Source organism: Pantoea eucrina (assembly GCF_002095385.1).
In the GTDB taxonomy this organism is placed as follows: domain Bacteria; phylum Pseudomonadota; class Gammaproteobacteria; order Enterobacterales; family Enterobacteriaceae; genus Pantoea; species Pantoea eucrina.
This window is the reverse complement of record NZ_MIPP01000004.1, coordinates 147997-168173: the sequence shown is the minus strand read 5'-3', so window position 1 is coordinate 168173 and position 20177 is coordinate 147997. Positions and strand designations below refer to the sequence as shown.

The following is a 20177-nucleotide window of genomic DNA, read 5'->3' as shown; positions in this document are numbered from 1 at the left end:
AGGCGGGTCGGTGTAGGGGCGCCATTAATGGCGCCCTGGTGACGGGCGGGCGGGGTCAGGGGTGCTGCAGGTTGACCTGCCAGATAGCAAAGCCCGTCTCGTCTGTGCTTACTGGCTTCATCGGATAGTCGGCATACTGGTTTATAAACTGCGTTGCTTTACTGCCCGGCGCTGTCTCAAAACGAATATCCAGCGGCGTCTCACTCTTAATGGGCGCTAAACGCCAGTTATGATCTGCCTGCGGCTGCACGGCGCCCTGTTGCTTACTTTGGCTGCTGATATAGGCTGCCACTACGGCGCGATTCTCATCCGGCGAGGCAAAGGCGACAAACCGGTCGCCGGTGCCGGCAAACTTACCGCCCCAGGCGCGATAATTATTGGTTGCCACAAGAAAGGTTGCTGCGGGATCAACCGGCTTGCCCTGCCACGTGAGCTCACGGATACGCGAGGCGTTTTGATTGATCAGGGCACATTCGCTGTCGTAGCGGGCTGGCTGCGTCACATCAATCTGATAATTCACGCCATCTATCACATCAAAATTGTAGGTGCGAAAATCCCAGTTAATCAGCGACTGCGGTTTGCTGCTGTGCGGGTCAATCTGATTGAACTGCGCAGCTGAACACTCCAGCCACTCTTTTACCTGAGCGCCGCTCACTTTCATCACAACCAGCGTATTGGGATAGAGGTAAAGATCGGCGGCGTTGCGAAACGTCAGCTCACCTTTCTCAACCTCCACGTAGCTTGCAGGATCGTTTTTGCGGCCGCCTGCTTTAAACGGAGCTGCTGCCGACAGCACCGGCAGGCGTCCCAGATCGGGATCGCCCTGAATAAAGCGTTCGGTATAGGCACGCTGCGCGTTATTCACAATCTGCACGGTGGGATCGTCCTGCACCAGCGCCAGATAGCTGTACATCACATCTGCTGCTTTGCCGATCGGTTTAGCGACAAACTCGCGCGTGGCGCGATGATCGTCTGCCAGTACCGCAACCAGTGCGGGATCCTCTGCCGCCAGCGATCGCTTCGCCGCTGCGTCATAAATCGGACGCGCAGCGGCAGTACCCTGCGTCACCTGCCACGATCCCCGATCGTTGCTCAGCACCAGATCGACCACGCCAAGATGATCGCCCCACATTCCTGGCATCACGGCGGGTATGCCGTTCAGCGTCCCCTGAGCAATATCAGCGCCTTTGATCGCAGCAAACTCTTTTGAGGGGAATACCGCATGCGCATGACCGAACATGATTGCGTTAATGCCCGGCACCTGGCTCAGATACCACACAGAGTTTTCCGCCATCGCATGATACGGCTCGCTGCTCAGGCCGGAGTGGGGAATCGCAACAATAACGTCAGCCCCTTTTGCACGCATTTCCGGTACATAACGCTTTGCTGTTTCAGTAATGTCCTCAACCCGTACTTTGCCCTGCAGATTATTACGGTCCCATACCATAATTTGCGGGGGCACAAAGCCGATATAGCCGATTTTCAATGTGTGCTGAGCGCCGCTGCGATCGGTAACCGTGGTCTCTTTAATCAGATAGGGCGTAAACAGCGGCTTACCGCTGGCTTCATCAATGATATTGGCATTCACATAGGGAAAGCGTGCACCTGCCAGCGCGCGCTGCAGATAAGGAAGGCCGTAGTTGAACTCGTGGTTGCCCAGGTTGCCGACCGCGTAATCCAGCGTGTTCAGCGCCTTATAAACCGGATGCACTTCGCCTGGCTGCAGCCCCTTTGCCGCCATATAATCGCCAAGCGGGCTGCCCTGAATGATATCGCCATTATCGACCAGCACGCTGTTTTTGCGCCCGGCGCGCGCCTGCTGAATCAGCGTGGCGGTACGCACCAGGCCAAACTTCTCCGTGGATTTATCTTTGTAATAATCAAAATCCATCATATTGCTGTGCAGATCGGTGGTTTCCAGAATACGCAGATCCACAGTCGCAGCCTGAGCGGTAGCGGCTGCCAGACACAGCGCCAGTAACGACATGTTCACTCTGAACACGGCTCTCTCCTTGTTTACCTAATAGGCTTCTCAAAATAATGTAAAACCGTGACAAATTATCAGTTCAATTTGTGATAGATATCGGGGTTTTGCTTTTTTTCCGCGACCGCAGGCGATTCAGCAATGCGCCATAGTTACCCTTTGCAATCTATGGTATTGATAATACGATCTATTATTGAATACGATGCCGGCAACAGACAGGCGGGGCTTTACCTGCCAGACTCTGAAGAGCAGCAGTCCGGGTCGGAAAGCGCATTTCTGCGAAAATGAGGTGAAGCATGTTAGATAAAATTTGCCAGCTGGCGCGCGACGCAGGCGATGCAATTATGCAGGTCTATGACGGCGCACAGCCGATGGACGTGACCCGTAAAGCGGATGATTCACCCGTTACCGCGGCGGATCTGGCCGCCCATGATGTGATCATACAGGGCTTAAAAGCGATCGCGCCCGATCTGCCGGTCCTGTCTGAAGAGGATCCGCCAGCCTGGGCGATCCGCCAGCAGTGGCAGCGCTACTGGCTGGTCGATCCGCTGGATGGCACCAAAGAGTTTATCAAGCGTAACGGCGAATTTACCGTCAACATTGCCCTGATCGATCAGGGTAAGCCGGTGATGGGCGTCGTTTATGCGCCGGCGCTGGGCGTGCTCTATTCAGCGGCAGAGGGTAAAGCGTGGAAAGAGGAGGCGGGGCAGACTACCCGCATTCACGTGCTGGATGCGCGGCCACCGCTGGTCGTCGTCAGCCGCTCGCACGCTGACAACGATCCGGAGCTGAAGGAGTACCTGACGCAGCTGGGCGAACACCAGACCACGGCTATCGGTTCATCGCTGAAGTTCTGCCTGGTGGCCGAAGGTAAAGCGCAGCTCTATCCGCGCTTCGGGCCTACCAATATCTGGGATACCGGTGCAGGCCATGCGGTTGCGCTGGCGGCGGGGGCCCATGTGCATGACTGGCAGGGGCGTACGCTTGACTATACGCCGCGCGAATCCTTCCTGAATCCCGGTTTCCGCGTTTCTCTGTTTTAATGCATCGGGAGGCGCACGCCTCCCGTTATTTACGGCTGCAGCAGAGAGTGAAGCAGCGTCATCACCTGTTTAACTTCATCCTGCGTCAGCGCTCCCTCTTTCGCAAAACGGATATGTGCCGTTTCATCCAGCACCACTACGGTCGACTCCCCTTTTCCCAGCTGCCAGGCTTTTCGCGCGCTGCCGTTGCTGTCGATAATGAACTGCGACCAGGGGAACTGCGCTTTGTTACTTTCAATGCTATTGCGCACAAACATGCCGGTCCCCGGAATGGCGTCATCGGTATCGACCAGCGTGGTGGTCTGATAGCGATCGTGTGGTAGCTGGGCTGCTTTGATCGCCTCAATCAGCGCCGCGTTTTGCTCTTTAGCTGAGATGCGTCCGGCGAGATGCAGGATCACCCGTACTTTGCCGCTAAGCTGAGCGCTGTTCCACGGCTGATAGCTGAACTTATCCTGCTGATACATCAGCTCGCCCCGATCGGCAACACCCACCGGCGGCACGCGTTCGCCGGTTTTAAAAGCGTGTGCTGCTGCCAGGCCAGGCAATAGCAGGGCGATCGCAAGCAGGGGAAGGGCCAGACGCATAGAGTGCTCCTTAGTGATCAGACCAGTTAGTCATATTTTTGTCATGGTAAGCGCGGATGATGCGCCTGTCGCGAAAACCTGGCAGCTTTGCAACCTGCGCCACAAATCTGTAACCAACAAAGGTTTATACTGGATTTTGTGAGCTGAATGACAGAGTTGTCTGTAATGATGTGTCAATTCAGTAAAAAATTCATGTTTCCGGAACCCGGATCAAAAATCCTGTTCTATATTTAGGCCTCATTTGCGCTTCATGAGTTCGTACCCATTTGGCAACGGCGAAGCGTATTACATCTGTTCAGGAGTTAAACAGCATGAAGATCTTCCAGCGATATAATCCGCTGCAAATTGCGAAATATGTGAAAACGCTATTTAAAGGAAGGTTGTATATCAAGGATGTTGGCGCGTTTGAGTTTGATAAAGGCAAAGTGATTTTGCCGCGCGTTAAAGATAAACAGCACCTCAGCGTAATGTCAGAAATCAATCGTCAGGTGCTGCGACTGCAGGCTGAGTATAACTAAGCGTTAAAATCAGGCAGTAAAAAGGGCGCCGCTGGCGCCCTTGATGTTTCTGCTGTTTCTGTTTTAGCGCTGTGGCTTCACGGCCATGCGCTTATCGATCAGGAGAGCGATGGATTTTCATCATCACTGGTTTTCACGCTGAGCGCCGGCGGGCGTTCATCAATACGCGTCACCAGCAGCTGATCGATACGGTAACTATCGATATCCACCACCTCAAACTTATAGCCGGAGAACTTCACGAAGTCGGTGCGTTTCGGGATTTTGCGCAGCATATACATCATAAAGCCGCCGATGGTCTCATAGTTGCCGGACTGCGGAAATTCATCGATATCCAGCACGCGCATAACATCATCAATCGGGGTGCCGCCTTCGACCAGCCAGGAGTTTTCGTCGCGCGCAACAATCTGTTCTTCCAGCCCCTGACCCACCAGGTCGCCCATCAGCGTGGTCATTACGTCATTCAGCGTGATGATACCTACCACCAGCGCATACTCATTCATGATCACGGCAAAGTCTTCGCCGGCGGTTTTAAAACTCTCCAGCGCTTCCGACAGCGTCAGCGTATCCGGCACAATCAGCGCCGAGCGGATCTGGACGCCGCTGTTAAGCGCCATGCTCTGATTACCCAGTACGCGCAGCAGCAGCTCTTTAGAGTCAACGTAGCCGACGATATGATCGATATCGCCGTCGCACACCAGGAACTTTGAGTGCGGGTGCTGGGCGATTTTGGTTTTCAGGCTCAGCTCATCTTCACGCAGATCGAACCAGACGATGTTCTCGCGCGAGGTCATGGAAGAGGGAACGGTGCGCGACTCCAGCTCAAACACATTCTCAATCAGCTCATGCTCCTGCTTGCGCAGCACGCCGGCCAGCGCACCCGCCTCTACCACCGCATAGATATCGTCAGAGGTAATATCATCTTTGCGTACCATCGGCAGCTTAAAGAGACGGAAAAAGACGTTGGCGAGGCCGTTGAACAGCCAGACCAGGGGCCGCATGACCAGCAGGCAAAAGCGCATCGGATTGATGATACGCAGCGCGACGGCTTCCGGGGCGATCATGCCGACGCGCTTGGGCGTCAGGTCAGCAAACAGAATGAACAGGCTGGTTACGATGGTAAAGGAGCAGATAAAGCTGAGCTTTTCCGCCAGCTCAGGCTCCACAAAGCGGTTGAACAGGCTGCTGAAAGCGGGGGAGAACGCTGCGTCACCAACGATACCGCCCAGAATCGCGACCGCGTTCAGGCCGATCTGCACCACGGTAAAAAACATGCCGGGCTGTTCCTGCATCTTCAGCACGCGCTGCGCGTTGATATTGCCTTCATCAGCCAGCAGTTTAAGTTTGATCTTGCGGGCGGCCGCCAGCGAGATCTCCGAAAGAGAAAAAAAGGAACTGATGACAATCAGTAAAAGTATGACAAGCAGGCTATCTAGCATAAAAGATCCGTTGAGTTAATCACTTGTCATTTTTGGCCTGGGCAGCGCGAAGAGGGGTACGTCCGGTACACACCAGTCTGACAGGGCTATCCGTGCCAAAAATGTCTGCGCCAGTTCGACAATAGAAAGTAACGTCGGGGCAGAATTGAATGCAGGCAGGGCCTGCTGGTCGGTGATTATAGCAGCAGCGCCTGTCATGCCGCCAGAGGCACGATCGGTGACATCAGATTTATCCGACAGCAGCGCAGCGGCGCACAGAAGCACGGCATCCCGGTTGTATCACCGCGATCAATTACCGACAATAGCGATCAATTTGGCTTAGTCGTGGGTTTAACGTAGCCGCTTGCCTTAAAAGATGGCTATGCTGATGGGTAAATGGGAGAAGTGAAACCCTGCCTGACTGATTAACGCCCCTGCGGAAGGGGGGCAGGCATTGATAACAGGAGTACGCGTGCCGCGATTTCATGCTTATTGTTTGGCCAGCCTGCTGCTTGCTGCGCCTGCCGTTGAGGCAGCGAAAGTGCGACTGCAGGTAGAAGGTCTTACCGGGGATTTAGAAAAAAATGTCAGGGCGCGCCTGTCCACTATTGGCAGTGATGAAGTCTCCAGTGACGGGCGCTTTCAGGCGCGCGTCTCAAATGCCATTAAAGAGGGACTGCGCGCGCTCGGCTACTATGAACCGCAGATTGACTTTGAATCGCGTCCGCCCCCGCCACAGGGTGGTCGTCCGGTTCTGATTGCCCATGTGACAGCCGGCGAACCGGTAAAAATCGGCGGCAGCACCATTGTGATCGAGGGCGAAGCGAAAGAGGATCCGGACTACCAGGCGTGGGTAAAGCAGGGCAGACCAAAAGTGGGATCGCAGCTGAACCACGGCACCTACGATAAATTCAAAAGCGGTTTCTCTAACCTGGCGCTGCGTAACGGCTATTTTGATGGTGATTTCAAAAAGAGCCAGCTCGGCGTCTCTGCAGAGCGGCGGCTGGCTTTCTGGGATATCGATTACGACAGCGGCCCGCGCTACCGCTTTGGCGACGTCAGCTTTGAAGGCTCGCAGATAGATGAAGCCTATCTTCATAATCTGGTGCCGTTTAAGAAAGGCGATCCCTACAGTTCACGCGAGCTGGCTGAGCTGAACCGCCGCCTTTCCGCCACCGGCTGGTTTAACTCTGTCGTGGTGGCCCCGGATTTTGATAAAGGGCGTAAAACCAAAGTGCTGCCGCTCAGCGCTGCACTTTCGCCGCGCGTGGAAAATACCATCGAAACCGGCGTAGGCTACTCTACCGACGTCGGCCCGCGCCTGAAAGGCACCTGGCGAAAACCCTGGGTTAACGATCGCGGCCACAGTCTTGCGGCCAGCGCCTATGTCTCCGCGCCGGAGCAGCAGCTCGATCTCAGCTACAAAGTGCCGCTGCTGAAAAGCCCGCTGGAGCAGTACTACACCTTTTCCGGCGGCCTGAAGCGTACCGATCTCAACGATACGAAATCGGATACCACAACGCTGGCGATGTCGCGTAACTGGGACAGCAGCTCCGGCTGGCAGAAAGCGGTTAACCTGCGCTGGAGTCTCGATCACTTTACCCAGGGTAACGTAACCAATACCACCATGCTGCTCTATCCGGGCCTGAGCCTGAACCGCACGCGGTCGCGCGGCGGGCTGATGCCCACGTGGGGCGATTCACAGCGCTATTCGGTCGACGTTTCTGATACCACCTGGGGTTCCGATGTCGACTTCCTGATCCTGCAGGCGCAGAACGTCTGGATCCGTACGCTGGCGGATAAACATCGCTTTGTCGCACGCGGCAACCTGGGCTGGATTGAAACCAATAATTTTGAAAAAGTGCCGCCCGACCTGCGTTTCTTTGCCGGCGGGGACCGCAGCATCCGCGGCTATAAATATAAAAATATTTCGCCGCGCGACGAAGAGGGCAAGCTGACCGGTGCCTCGAAACTGGCCACCGGATCGCTGGAGTATCAGTACAACGTCTCCGGCAAATGGTGGGGCGCGGTATTTATCGACTCCGGTGAAGCGGTTAACGATATTAAGCAGAGCAACTTCAAGACGGGTGCAGGCGTAGGCGTGCGCTGGTCTTCGCCGGTCGGGCCCATTAAGTTTGATATCGCCCGGCCTGTTGGCGATGACAAGGAGCATGGATTGCAATTTTATGTCGGACTGGGGCCGGAACTATGAAGCTGTGGAAAAAGGTCCTGATCGGCCTGATTATTTTTCTGGTCGTTCTGCTGGGCAGCGTGGCGCTGCTGGTTGGCACGACGCCGGGTCTGCATCTGCTGCTGAAAGGTGCTGATCGCTGGGTACCCGGCCTCTCAATTGGCAAGGTTGAGGGCGGCTGGCGCAATCTGACGCTGAATAATGTGAAATATGAGATGCCGGGCGTCAGCGTGGATGCCGGGCGCTTTCATCTCGCACTGGATCTCAACTGTCTGCTGCACTCGTCGGTCTGCGTTAACGCGCTCGCGCTGCAGGATGTCAGTGTGGTGGTCGACAGCAAAAAAATGACGCCGGCCAGCGAGCCGCCGCCGGAGGAGCCGGGCAGCGCTAATCTCAGTACGCCTTACCCGATCGCGCTGCGGAATGTCGCGCTGCACAATATCAACGTTAAAGTTGATGATACGGCGATTTCACTGCTCGATTTCAGCACCGGTCTGCAGTGGCAGGATCGGGCGCTGACGCTCTATCCTACCCGTATCCAGAGCCTGCTGATTGCGCTGCCAAAAGCGGCTCAGGTGGCGAATGAAGAGATTGTTCAGCCGAAAGTTCAGCAGCCGCAGCCGGACGAAAAACCGCTGGGCGAAACGCTGCAGGCGCTGTTTGCCAAACCGCTGCTGCCGGAGCTGCCTGACTTCCGTCTGCCGCTGGATATCACCGTCCAGTCGCTGCTCGGCGAGCAGCTGCGCATTACCGGGGATACGGATCTCACTCTCTCGCGCCTGCTGGTAAAAGCCAAAACGGCAGATACGCATCTGCAGCTGGAGACGTTTGATATCGATTCACCCCAGGGCCAGGTGAGCGCCCGCGGTGACGCGCAGCTGGCGGGCAACTGGCCGGTTAACTTCACGCTGAACGGCGCGCTGAATATCGATCCGGTAAAAGGCGAAAAAGTGAAGCTGACGCTGGGCGGTGAAATGCGCGACGAGCTGCAGCTGGGGCTGAACCTCTCCGGACCGGTGCGCGCGCAGCTTGCGGCGACGGCACAGCCTGCCGTCGCTGAACTGCCGCTGTCGCTGACGCTGACCAGCCCGCAGCTGCGCTGGCCGCTGACCGGACCGGTGCAGTACCAGGCAGATAATTTCGACTATCAGTTCAAAGGCAAAGCCACCGACTATGTGATGTCGCTGCGTACGGCGGTAAAAGGCGAGGCGATCCCACCGGCAACGATTACGCTCGATGGCAACGGCAACGAGCAGCAGTTTACGCTGGATAAACTGCGCGTCGCCGCGCTGCAGGGCAACATCGATCTCTCGGCGCTGGTGGACTGGCGCAAAGCGATTAGCTGGCGCGGCGAGCTGACGCTGGCCGGTATCAATACGGCGAAGCAGTATCCTGACTGGCCTGCGAAGCTGGATGGCAAAATCACCACGCGCGGCAGCCTTTACGGCGGCAGCTGGCAGCTGCGCGTACCGAAGCTGGAGCTTAACGGTAACGTGAAGCAGAATGCCGTACGCGCGCAAGGCTCCCTGAGCGGTAACAGCTACAACCAGTGGAAAATTCCGGGCCTGAATGTGGCGCTGGGACGTAACTATCTGGATGTAAAAGGCGAACTGGGCGATACGCTGAATCTGGATGCGATTGTGGATGCACCGCGTCTCGACAATGCGCTGCCGGGCCTTGGCGGCGTCGTCAAAGGGGCTATCAACGCGCGCGGCACGCTGCAGGCGCCGCAGCTGCTGGCCGATCTCACCGCTACCGGCCTGCGCTGGCAGCAGCTGCTGATCCGTCGCGCCACGCTGCAGAGCGACATTAAGTCGGGTGAGCAGGTGGCCGGCAAGCTGCAGCTGCGCGTGGAACAGCTGCAGCAGGAGGCGCTGAAAATCAACCTGCTGACGCTGAACGCCGACGGCAGCGAGAAGCAGCATCAGCTGAAACTCAATGTTCAGGGTGAGCCGGTTTCAGGTCAGCTGGCGCTGAACGGCAGCTTTGATCGCCAGGCTGGCCGCTGGCAGGGGTCGCTGAATAATACCCGGTTTGATACGCCGGTCGGCGAGTGGCGCCTGACGCGCGCCATGGCGATTGACTATCTCAACAGCAAGCAGAGCGCAACCATTGGCCCGCACTGCTGGCAGAACCCCAATGCACAGCTCTGCGTACCGGAACCGATAGAGGCGGGCGCGAGCGGCCGGGCGCACGTTGTGCTGAATCGCTTTGATCTGGCGATGGTGAAGCCGTTTCTGACCGATGCCACCCGGCTTAGCGGTCTGTTCAGCGGGGATGTGCGCGTTAACTGGAGCGCGGACGGCGCGCTGCCAACCGGCACCGTGGCGCTGAAAGGCAGTGGCGTAAAAGTCGTGCAGGATGTGCAGGGCAATGCGCTGCCGATAGCGTTCGATACGCTGAACCTCAACGCGGCACTGCGTGACGGACGCGCGCAGCTCGACTGGCTGATCCGTATTGCTAACAATGGCCAGCTTAACGGCAATGTGCAGATCAACGATCCGCAGAACCGGCGACAGCTCTCCGGCAACATCGGCATCAGCAACATCTCCCTGGCAATGCTGAATCCGGCGCTGTCGCAGGGCGAGAAAGTGCAGGGCAGGCTCAACAGCAATCTGCGGCTGGGCGGGACGCTGCAGCGTCCGCAGGTGTTTGGCCAGCTCGGCCTGAGCGATGTCAACGCCCAGGCAAGCTTTATGCCGGTGACGCTGACGTCGGCTAACCTGAACATGGTATTCAACGGCATGAGCTCTACGCTGAATGGTCTGATTCAGACGCAGCAGGGCAGCCTGAATCTGGGCGGAAATGCTGACTGGAGCCAGCTCGATAACTGGCGTGCGCGTGTCACGGCGCAGGGCAGCCGCATTCGCGTTACCGTGCCGCCGATGGTGCGCATGGATGTCTCGCCGGATCTGGTTTTTGAGGCGACGCCTGCCGCGTTCAGCCTGGACGGTAAAGTGGATGTGCCGTGGGCGCGTATCACCGTACAGGAGGTGCCGGCGAGCGCTACCGGCGTCTCATCGGATGAAGTGATGCTGGATGAGAACCTCAAACCTATAGCGCCAAAAACGGCTGCCATCCCGATTAACAGTAATCTGGTGATCCACGTCGGCAATGATGTGCGCCTCTCCGCGTTTGGCCTGAAAGCGCGCCTCAGCGGCGACCTGAAGCTGGTACAGGATAAAACCGGACTCGGCCTTAACGGGCAGATCAATATTCCGTCAGGCCGTTTCCACGCCTATGGGCAGGATCTGATCGTCCGCAAAGGTGAGCTGCAGTTTGCCGGCCCGCCGGATCAGCCGTATGTTAATCTGGAAGCGATCCGCAACCCGGATGCCACTGAAGATGATGTCACGGCGGGTCTGCGCGTGACCGGTCTGGCGGATGAGCCGAAAGTAGAAGTGTTCTCCGACCCGGCCATGTCGCAGCAGGAAGCGCTCTCTTACCTGTTACGCGGTCAGGGACTGAACAGCGACGGTGACAGTAATGCATTAACCTCCGCGCTGGTAGGTCTGGGGGTTGCACAAAGTGGGCAGGTTGTGGGTAAAATCGGTGAGACGTTTGGCGTCAGTAATCTTGCGCTTGATACCACAGGCGTAGGTGACAGCCAGCAGGTTCAGGTCAGCGGCTATGTGCTGCCGGGGCTGCAGGTGAAATATGGCGTAGGTATCTTTGACTCACTGGCGACGCTGACTCTGCGTTATCGCCTGATGCCAAAACTCTATTTGGAAGCTGTGTCTGGTCTCGATCAGGCGCTGGATTTGCTCTATCAGTTTGAGTTCTAGCAATGCGAATAATTGTCTACGGCAGTTTACGGCGCAAGCAGGGAAATAGTCACTGGATGACCAATGCGCAGTGGCTCGGCGAGCACCAGATTAAGGGGTTTGACCTCTATAATCTGGGGCTTTACCCGGGTGTGGTGGAGGGCGAAGGAACCGTCCTGGGTGAGGTATACCGCATTGATGCCAGCACGCTCGGTGAGCTGGATGCCCTGCGCTGCAAGAACGGCGAGTATAAGCGTCAGCTTATTCAGACGCCCTACGGCAGCGCCTGGCTGTACGTCTACCAGCGCTCAGTTGCGGGGCGACCGCACATTGCCAGCGGCGACTGGCTGCAACGCGATGACGCTGCAGATGCATAAATAAAAACACCGCCGTAAAGGCGGTGTTTTTATATCGGTAACGCGCATCTCAGCCGGTCTGCCCGGCAAAGATTATTTCTGCTGCGCGCGCTCGAAAGAGGTGATGATTTCAGCTTTGGCCGCTTCTGCGTTATCCCAGCCGTCAACCTTCACCCATTTGCCTTTTTCCAGATCTTTGTAGTGCTCAAAGAAGTGGGTGATCTGCGCTTTCAGCAGCTCTGGCAGGTCGTTCACATCTTTGATGTGATCGTACTCTTTGCTCAGTTTGGTATGCGGCACCGCCACCAGTTTGGCATCTTCGCCAGACTCATCGGTCATCTTCAGAACGCCAACCGGACGGCAGCGGATCACTGAACCCGGCACCAGCGGATAAGGGGTTGGCACCAGCACGTCAACCGGGTCACCATCCAGTGACAGCGTGTTGTTGATGTAGCCGTAGTTGCACGGATAGAACATGGCGGTAGACATAAAGCGGTCTACAAACAGGGCGCCAGACTCTTTATCCACTTCATATTTGATCGGATCGGCATTCGCCGGGATCTCAATAATTACATAGATATCTTCTGGCAGATCTTTACCTGCAGGCACCTGGTTCAGACTCATCTGGCTTTCCTTCATTAGTCGTATGTTGAGTGACGGCTATTATAGCCAACTGACTCTGAAAGTATGCCCCCTTTTTGGCGTTTCGGAATGCTCCAAGCCCGCTACTTCGCCGTCACAAATAGCGAGACAATGCCCGCCGCAATCAGCGGCCCTACCGGCACGCCGCGAAAGAACGCCACGCCAATCACGGTACCAATCAGCAGCCCGGCAACCACCGATGGCTGAATGCTCATAAAGCTGACGCCGCGCCCGCCGAGCCACGCAACAAATACGCCAACCAGAATTGCCACGATGGACTGCCAGCTGGCAAATGATTTCAGCAGGGCGCTCACCGGCAGGGTGCCGCTTGCCAGCGGGGCCATGACGGCGACGGTCAGAATAATAATTCCCATCTGAATACCCTGTTTCTCCACGTAAGGGAAAAACTGCGCCAGCGGCGTGAGCTTGATGGCCAGCAGGATCAGAATCGAAATCGTCACAGCGCTGTTATGAACAAAATAACTCAGTATGGCGAGACAGATAAGGATCAGCGTTGAGGCGTAGGGGGCCATGATTTCTCCATAAATAATCAGCAGGCTGACAATGAGCCGTGCAACGGTTTGTCTGCTGTCCTTTATCAACCATCAGAAAAAATGGCGCAACCGGCTTATGCATAATTATCTCTGCTGCAGTAAAGAAAATTCACAGCATGAGCGATCATCATTCGCCCGATCGTCAGGCACCGGTAAAGTTTCCGCACGTCACAGCCGATAATTTCTTCGTTTAGGGTCACTGGATTCTCCCTTTTTTACCACATACGGGAATTATCATGATTGCTCAGCTCTCGCTTCGCACTGCCTTACTTTCGCTGCTTATCTGCATGACGCTGCTGCTGCTGGCCGTCAGCGGCATGGGCATTTACGCCATCAATGCCGGTAATCAGTCGCTTAACGCCATCAATCGTATTCAGGGCATTGAACTGAACAGCCTTTATCAGAGCAACGCCGACCTGATGCGCGCACGCGCCAGCGCCGCGCTGGCGGTGCGCAAAATTGAGATTGGTCTGCTGGATGAGGGGACCGCCGTCACGAAGCAGGCCGCCGCGGACGTCGCCAGCTCGCAGCGGCATCTGCAGGCGTTTATCGACGCCGGCACCGTAACGGCTCACGGCAAAACGCTGGCGGAGGCGATCGCCGCCGCCTATAAAGCGTATCAGCAGGGTGCAGTTGCGCCGATGATGGCCGCGCTGGAAAAGCAGTATACCGATGAATATTACCAGGTACTGGAGGGCAATGTATCGCAGCTTGCGGCCCGCTATGCCGGTGCGGTTAACGCATTCAGCCTTTACGCCGATGAGGTCTCTGCCGCACGGCTGGCGCAGGCGGCGCACAATGAGTGGCAGATGAAAATCCTGATCGGCATTGCGGTGGCGCTCACCCTGCTGCTGACCGGCCTGGCCTGGCTGCTGCTGCGTCAGGCGCTGCTGCATCCGCTGGAGAGCGCCGTCCGGCATCTTGAGCAGGTGGCGGCAGGCGATCTGTCGCAGCCGCTGCCGGCTGCCGGTCACAATGAGATTGGCCGTCTGAATCAGGCGCTGGCCGTTATGCAGCGCGCGCTGCGCCACTCGGTGAGTCAGGTGCGCGAAGCGAGCCTGCAGATCGATACCGGCAGCCGCGAGCTGGCGGCCGGTACGGTGCATCTCTCACAGCGTACCGAGGAGTCTGCCGCATCACTGGAGCAGACTGCTGCCAGCATGGAACAGCTCACCGCCACCGTGCGGCTCAACGCCGTTAATGCGCAGCAGGCAAATCAGCTCGCCAGCAGCGTCTCTGACACCGCCGGCCGCGGTGCCGAAGTGGTCTGCTACGTCATGGAGAAGATGCAGGAGATCACGCAGAGTTCCAACCGCATCGCGGATATCCTTAGCGTGATTGACGGTATTGCCTTTCAGACTAATATTCTGGCGCTTAACGCCTCGGTAGAAGCGGCGCGCGCTGGCGAGCAGGGCCGGGGCTTTGCCGTAGTGGCGAATGAAGTACGCACGCTGGCAGGACGCAGCGCCAGCGCGGCGAAAGAGATCCGGACATTGATCAGCGAGTCGCAGACGCGGGTTAAAGAGGGCAGTGAAATGGCGACGCGCGCGGGGGCGACCATGGATGAGATCGCCGGTGAAGTGATGCGCGTAACGACGCTGATGAAAGAGATCTCCGGTGCATCTGACGAGCAGAGTCGCGGTATTGAGCAGGTCAATATGGCGGTGACGCAGATGGATGAAGCGGCGCAGCAGAACGCGGCGCTGGTGGAGCAGGCGGGAGCCGCCACCCGGCTGCTGGAAGCGCAGTCGCAGCAGCTGCAGGCCTCAATGGCGCAGTTCCGCATCGCCGCGGCGTAAGCGCAAACCATAAAAAACCCGCTCAGCGGCGGGTTTTTTTACTGTCCGGCACGGCTCAGGCGCCGTGGTTATCCGGATATTCGCGGATAAAGCGCTCAACATCATCGACCATCGCTTCGTTACCACAGAAGAACGGGCAGCGCTGGTGCAGCGTTTCAGGCTGCAGGTCAAGAATACGGTTTTTACCGTCGCTGGCTTTACCGCCCGCCTGCTCGGCGAGAAACGCCATCGGGTTGCACTCATAAAGCAGGCGCAGCTTGCCGTTGGGATGGCTGGCGGTGCTTGGGTAGAGGTAGATGCCGCCTTTCAGCAGGTTACGGTGGAAGTCTGCCACCAGCGAACCGATATAGCGCGAGGTATAAGGACGATGCGTGTCGATATCCTCTTCCTGGCAAAACTTCAGGTATTTCTTCACGCCCTGCGGGAAGCGAATGTAGTTACCTTCGTTAATGGAATAGGTGTAGCCCTTTGCCGGATAGGTCATGCGCTCGTGGCTCAGGCAGAAAACGCCGAGCGACGGATCATAGGTAAAGGCGTGCACGCCGACGCCGGTGGTATAGACCATCATGGTTGAGGAGCCATACACCACATAACCTGCGGCCACCTGCTGATTCCCCGGCTGCATAAAGTCCGCTTCTGTGATCGGCGTACCGGGTTCACTGATACGGTGATAGATAGAGAAAATGGTTCCGACAGAAACGTTTACGTCAATGTTGGATGAGCCATCCAGCGGATCCATCAGCACCACATATTTGCCATCTTCCGAGCCTTCAAAGATAACAAACTCATCCTCTTCTTCAGAGGCGATGCCGGCAACCACACCACGCGCTTTCAGGGCAGCTTTCAGTTTTTCATTCGCGAAGAGGTCCAGCTTCATCTGCTGTTCGCCCTGCACGTTTTCCACGCCGCTGGCACCCAGAATATCCACCAGACCCGCTTTATTAATATCGCGGTGAATGATTTTAGCGCCCAGCTTAATGGAGGAAATCAGCGCCGTCAGTTCACCTGTGGCGTGAGGAAAGTCGTGTTGCTTCTCGACGATGAATTCGCCTAACGTTTTCATAACACATTCCCTGAATCTACGATGGAGTGGCAGCAGCTGTAACAAACTGCCAACGTATGCGTACGCAGTTTAGCCGATTGAACTTTAAAAACCATAGTCCTAATCCGTTTCTTCCCTTCAGACTCGGGGTTACACTGTGCGCCGAACTTTCAGTTAATGGATCTATTTATGCGCATTCACATCCTCGGCATTTGTGGCACTTTTATGGGCGGCCTGGCTATGCTGGCGCGTTCGCTGGGACATCAGGTAACCGGCTCGGACGCAAATGTTTACCCGCCGATGAGTACGCTGCTTGAGCAGCAAGGCATTGAATTAACTGAGGGTTACGAGGCGTCGCAGCTCGATCCGGCGCCAGACCTGGTGATTATCGGTAACGCCATGACGCGCGGTAATCCCTGTGTTGAAGCCGTGCTGGAGCGCAACATTCCCTACCTCTCCGGGCCGCAGTGGCTGCACGATTTTGTGCTGCGCGATCGCTGGGTGCTGGCCGTAGCCGGAACGCACGGTAAAACCACTACTGCCGGCATGGCAGCGTGGATCCTTGAGGCGTGCGGCCTCGAACCAGGCTTTATTATCGGTGGCGTGCCGGGCAACTTCGACGTCTCGGCAAAATTAGGAAAAAGCCCATTCTTTGTCATTGAAGCGGATGAGTATGACAGCGCCTTCTTCGACAAGCGCTCCAAGTTTGTGCACTACTGCCCGCGTACGCTAATCCTCAATAACCTTGAGTTTGACCATGCAGATATCTTCGACGACCTGCGCGCTATCCAGAAGCAGTTCCATCATCTGATCCGCATCATACCCGGCCAGGGCAAAATCCTGCTGCCGGAACACGATCACAACCTGAAGCAGGTGATGGCGATGGGCTGCTGGAGCGAGCAGGAGACCACAGGCGAACATGGCCACTGGCAGGCGAAAAAGCTGACGCCAGACGCCGCCCGCTGGGAAGTCTGGCTGGAGGGGGAAAAAGTGGCCGAGGTGAACTGGGGGCTGGTCGGCGAACACAATATGCATAACGGCCTGATGGCGATTGCCGCCGCGCGCCACGTGGGTGTGAAACCGGCAGATGCGGGCGAGGCGCTCAGCAGCTTTATCAACGCGCGCCGCCGGCTGGAGCTGCGCGGTGAGGTCAACGGTATCAAGGTCTATGACGATTTTGCCCACCACCCGACGGCGATACACGCCACGCTGGCGGCGCTGCGCAGCAAAGTAGGTGGCAGGGCGCGCATCCTCGCGGTACTGGAGCCCCGCTCCAACACCATGAAAATGGGGGTCAGTAAAAACGATCTGGCGCCGTCGCTGGGCCGGGCAGACAAGGTCTTTCTGCTCCAGCCGCACCATATTCCGTGGCAGGTCTCCGACGTGGCAGACGCCTGTATTCCGCCTGCGCAGTGGAGTGCGGACGTCGATACGCTGACGGAAATGATTGCGAAAGAGGCGCAGCCAGGCGACTCAATTCTGGTGATGAGCAACGGCGGTTTTGGCGGGATCCATCAAAAACTGCTGGAGCGACTGGGACGCTAAGGCCGTGGCGTCCTGCAGGACGCCTCCGGAGAGCGTGCGGCCGGCAGGCCGCCTCTTACGCTTCAGCCAGCTCGCGCAGATACTGGAAGATCTGCCGGGCTGCTTTTGGCGTTTTATTCGCCGCCTTCTCTTTCTGCGCGTTGCGGATCATGCTGCGCAGCTGCTGCCGATCGGCCTGCGGATAGAGCGTGATCACCTCGGTCATCGCGTCGTCACCCTGATCGATCAGGCGGTCGCGCAGATGCTCCAGCTTGTGGAACAGCGCCACCTGCTGGTTGTGACGGTTTTTCAGCTTATCCAGCGCCTGACGGATCGGATCTTCATCGCGCTGGCGCAGCATTTTACCAATCAGCTGCAGCTGGCGACGGCGACCCTCTTTCTTAATACGCTGCGCCAGCTCAATCGCGTTGCGCAGATCCTCATCGAGCGGGATCTTATCCAGGGAGTTTTTCCCCAGATCAACCAGCTCGGCACCGAGGCGTTTTAGCTCTTCGGCGTCACGTTTAATTTCACTTTTGCTGACCCAGATAATCTCTTCATCTTCTTCTTCCTGATTATCCGGTACATCGTCGAGCCAGTCTTCGGGCTGCCTGGTCATCTCTTGGCTCCTTAAAAAAAGAGGCTAATCCTACCAGTTTATCGGGCGACTGCGAAATTGTTCTCTGAGTCTGATAGACTCAACAGATTCACACTTAAGATTAGACGGCAGGTCGATGAACGTATCTACTCAGGTTGCAGAACAACGTAAAGCGCTGGAACAGGCTGTCGCCCAGGCGCTGGAACTGGCTAAAGCCCACACCGATGGTGCTGAAGTTGCGGTGACAAAAACCACCGGCATCGGTGTCAGCACGCGCTATGGTGAAGTGGAAAACGTCGAATTCAACAGCGACGGTGCGCTTGGTATCACCGTCTATCATCAAAACCGCAAAGGCAGCGCCTCATCGACCGATCTCAGTCCCGATGCCATAAAAAGCACCGTGCAGGCAGCGATCGACATTGCGCGCTACACCTCACCCGATCCTTACGCTGCACCGGCAGAGCGTGAACTGCTGGCGTTTGATGCACCCGATCTTGATCTCTACCATCCGTGGGAGATCGATGCCGATCGCGCCATCGAGCTGGCCGCGCGTGCTGAACAGGCGTCGCTGCAGGCGGACAAGCGCATTACCAATACGGAAGGTGGCAGCTTCAACAGCCACGTTGGCATCAAAGTGTTTGGTAACAGTCACGGCATGCTGCAGAGCTACTGCTCCAGCCGCCACTCGCTGTCGAGCTGTGTCATTGCCGAGCAGGATGGCGATATGGAGCGTGACTACGCCTATACTATCGGCCGCTCGATAGACGATCTGCAGAGCGCAGAGTGGGTCGGTAACGAGTGTGCCCGCCGCGTGCTGGCCCGCCTTGCCCCGCGCAAGCTGCCAACCATGAAAGCACCGGTGCTGTTTGCACCTGAGGTCGCCACCGGATTGTTTGGTCATCTGGTTGGTATGATCAGCGGCAGCAGCGTCTATCGCAAATCGACGTTTCTGCTCGACTCGCTGGGCCAGCAGATCCTGCCCTCATGGCTGACGATTCAGGAGCAGCCGCATCTGCTGAAAGGACTCGCCTCGACGCCGTTTGACAGTGAAGGCGTGCGAACCGAAGCGCGCGATATTATCAAAGAGGGTGTGCTGCAGAACTGGCTGCTGACCAGCTATTCAGCGCGCAAGCTTGGCCTGCAGAGCACCGGCCACGCGGGCGGCATACATAACTGGCGCATTGCCGGTCAGGGCCACAGCTTTGATGACCTTGTTAAACAGATGGGACGCGGCCTGATTGTCACTGAACTGATGGGTCAGAGCGTCAGCGCCATGACCGGCGACTACTCGCGCGGCGCGGCGGGCTTCTGGGTTGAAAACGGCGAAATTCAGTATCCTGTGAGCGAAGTCACAATTGCAGGAAACCTTAAAGAGATGTGGCGCAATATGGTTACGGTCGGTAACGACATTGAAACCCGCAGCAATATACAATGCGGATCGGTGCTGCTGCCGGAGATGAAAATCGCCGGACAATAACGACATCGCTTCCAGAAAGCAGCCGGCAAGGCTGCTTTTTTTTGCCCGATAATAATTAAAAGGAACACGTCATGCGTAAGCATTTAATTGCAATGTTGTCTCTGTCGTTACTGTTCTCTTCTGCCAGCGTGCTGGCGGCAGATCTTGAACAGGATATGGATACGCTGAAAGAGAACCTGAGCGTAGTGAAGAAAACGGATGACGCGCAGGAGATGCATACTGCGCTCGGTAAAATGCGCCAGGCCGCGCAGGATGCCAAAAATTCCACGCCGGACAAGCTGGAAGGGCAGCCGGCGGATAGCGCACAGATCAAAGATTATCACGCCGGTCTTGACGCACTGATTGCGCAGATTGACGTGGTCGACAAGCTCGCTCAGGCCAGCAAGCTGGATGAGGCAAAAGCCGAAGCGAAAAAACTGGAAGATATCCGCAATACCAACCATAAGAAATTCCGCTGATACTCGGGGCCAGCCTGCGTGCTGGCCCGCTTTACCGATCCTCCCCTGCACACTCCTCTGCAAATATATAACTTTCCCGCACGCCTGATGCATGCCAGCCGCTGGCATGCGCGATATGTGCTGTCTGCGATCTGACGCACCGCGCGTTGCCACATTTCCGTTTCAGGGTGGAAAAAGTGCGTCTCCACACGGCCGGACGGAACGCGTAGTTTGTTTTTTAACGCG

The 20177-nt window shown here is 56.8% G+C and carries 16 protein-coding genes; 9 read left to right on the top strand and 7 right to left on the bottom strand.

The features are described 5' to 3' along the window. Positions 1-55: 55 nt before the first annotated feature. Positions 56-1987, bottom strand: coding sequence for a bifunctional 2',3'-cyclic-nucleotide 2'-phosphodiesterase/3'-nucleotidase (locus HA43_RS04000; RefSeq protein ID WP_425298522.1), 1932 nt, complete (start codon positions 1985-1987; stop codon positions 56-58). A gap of 293 nt (positions 1988-2280) precedes the next feature. Between HA43_RS04000 and cysQ the strand changes: the two genes are divergently transcribed. Then, the gene (gene cysQ / locus HA43_RS03995) at positions 2281-3027 is read left to right on the top strand and encodes a 3'(2'),5'-bisphosphate nucleotidase CysQ (RefSeq protein WP_094111030.1); all 747 of its coding nucleotides are present in this window, start codon (positions 2281-2283) and stop codon (positions 3025-3027) included. A gap of 29 nt (positions 3028-3056) precedes the next feature. On the opposite strand, the gene HA43_RS03990 is transcribed toward cysQ, so the two are convergent. Then, positions 3057-3614 (bottom strand): YtfJ family protein, encoded by a 558-nt coding sequence (locus HA43_RS03990; RefSeq protein ID WP_094111029.1) that lies wholly within the window; start codon positions 3612-3614, stop codon positions 3057-3059. 311 nt (positions 3615-3925) lie between these two features. On the opposite strand from HA43_RS03990, the gene HA43_RS03985 reads away from it, so the two are divergent. After that, positions 3926-4132 carry a DUF1107 domain-containing protein gene (locus HA43_RS03985; RefSeq protein WP_039380586.1) on the top strand — a complete coding sequence of 69 codons (207 nt, stop codon included), beginning with the start codon at positions 3926-3928 and terminating at the stop codon, positions 4130-4132. A gap of 98 nt (positions 4133-4230) precedes the next feature. Here the strand turns inward: HA43_RS03985 and paeA are convergent, their stop codons facing one another. Beyond that, positions 4231-5568 (bottom strand): polyamine export protein PaeA, encoded by a 1338-nt coding sequence (gene paeA, locus HA43_RS03980; protein WP_039380584.1) that lies wholly within the window; start codon positions 5566-5568, stop codon positions 4231-4233. Positions 5569-6019: 451 nt separating this feature from the next. Between paeA and tamA the strand changes: the two genes are divergently transcribed. The 3 genes from tamA to HA43_RS03965 are packed head-to-tail and all read left to right on the top strand — an operon-like array spanning position 6020 to position 11879. Continuing rightward, positions 6020-7759, top strand: a complete 1740-nt coding sequence (gene tamA, locus HA43_RS03975) for an autotransporter assembly complex protein TamA (RefSeq protein WP_094111028.1) — start codon at positions 6020-6022, stop codon at positions 7757-7759. Then, complete coding sequence (gene tamB / locus HA43_RS03970; RefSeq protein ID WP_094111027.1) at positions 7756-11523, top strand: autotransporter assembly complex protein TamB; 3768 nt, start codon at positions 7756-7758, stop codon at positions 11521-11523. The genes tamA and tamB overlap by 4 nt, the downstream gene beginning before the upstream one ends. Before the next feature lie 2 nt (positions 11524-11525). Continuing rightward, positions 11526-11879 carry a gamma-glutamylcyclotransferase family protein gene (locus HA43_RS03965; protein ID WP_039380578.1) on the top strand — a complete coding sequence of 118 codons (354 nt, stop codon included), beginning with the start codon at positions 11526-11528 and terminating at the stop codon, positions 11877-11879. 72 nt (positions 11880-11951) lie between these two features. On the opposite strand, the gene ppa is transcribed toward HA43_RS03965, so the two are convergent. Together ppa and HA43_RS03955 are read right to left on the bottom strand one after the other, a co-directional pair. Next, entirely contained in the window at positions 11952-12482 is a 531-nt protein-coding gene (gene ppa, locus HA43_RS03960) for an inorganic diphosphatase (protein ID WP_039380576.1), read from the bottom strand. 101 nt (positions 12483-12583) lie between these two features. After that, positions 12584-13033 carry a DUF441 domain-containing protein gene (locus HA43_RS03955; protein WP_039380575.1) on the bottom strand — a complete coding sequence of 150 codons (450 nt, stop codon included), beginning with the start codon at positions 13031-13033 and terminating at the stop codon, positions 12584-12586. Positions 13034-13293: 260 nt separating this feature from the next. Between HA43_RS03955 and HA43_RS03950 the strand changes: the two genes are divergently transcribed. Further along, entirely contained in the window at positions 13294-14853 is a 1560-nt protein-coding gene (locus tag HA43_RS03950; RefSeq protein ID WP_094111035.1) for a methyl-accepting chemotaxis protein, read from the top strand. Positions 14854-14908: 55 nt separating this feature from the next. Here the strand turns inward: HA43_RS03950 and fbp are convergent, their stop codons facing one another. Beyond that, positions 14909-15916, bottom strand: coding sequence for a class 1 fructose-bisphosphatase (fbp, locus tag HA43_RS03945; RefSeq protein WP_039380574.1), 1008 nt, complete (start codon positions 15914-15916; stop codon positions 14909-14911). Between the two features lie 168 nt (positions 15917-16084). On the opposite strand from fbp, the gene mpl reads away from it, so the two are divergent. Then, entirely contained in the window at positions 16085-17440 is a 1356-nt protein-coding gene (gene mpl, locus HA43_RS03940) for a UDP-N-acetylmuramate:L-alanyl-gamma-D-glutamyl-meso-diaminopimelate ligase (RefSeq protein ID WP_039380571.1), read from the top strand. Positions 17441-17495: 55 nt separating this feature from the next. Here the strand turns inward: mpl and yjgA are convergent, their stop codons facing one another. Further along, positions 17496-18038, bottom strand: a complete 543-nt coding sequence (gene yjgA, locus HA43_RS03935; protein WP_065648113.1) for a ribosome biogenesis factor YjgA — start codon at positions 18036-18038, stop codon at positions 17496-17498. Positions 18039-18153: 115 nt separating this feature from the next. Between yjgA and pmbA the strand changes: the two genes are divergently transcribed. Beyond that, positions 18154-19494, top strand: coding sequence for a metalloprotease PmbA (gene pmbA, locus HA43_RS03930; RefSeq protein ID WP_094111026.1), 1341 nt, complete (start codon positions 18154-18156; stop codon positions 19492-19494). Positions 19495-19565: 71 nt separating this feature from the next. Next, the gene (gene cybC, locus HA43_RS03925) at positions 19566-19952 is read left to right on the top strand and encodes a cytochrome b562 (protein ID WP_071669184.1); all 387 of its coding nucleotides are present in this window, start codon (positions 19566-19568) and stop codon (positions 19950-19952) included. Positions 19953-20177 lie beyond the last annotated feature (225 nt).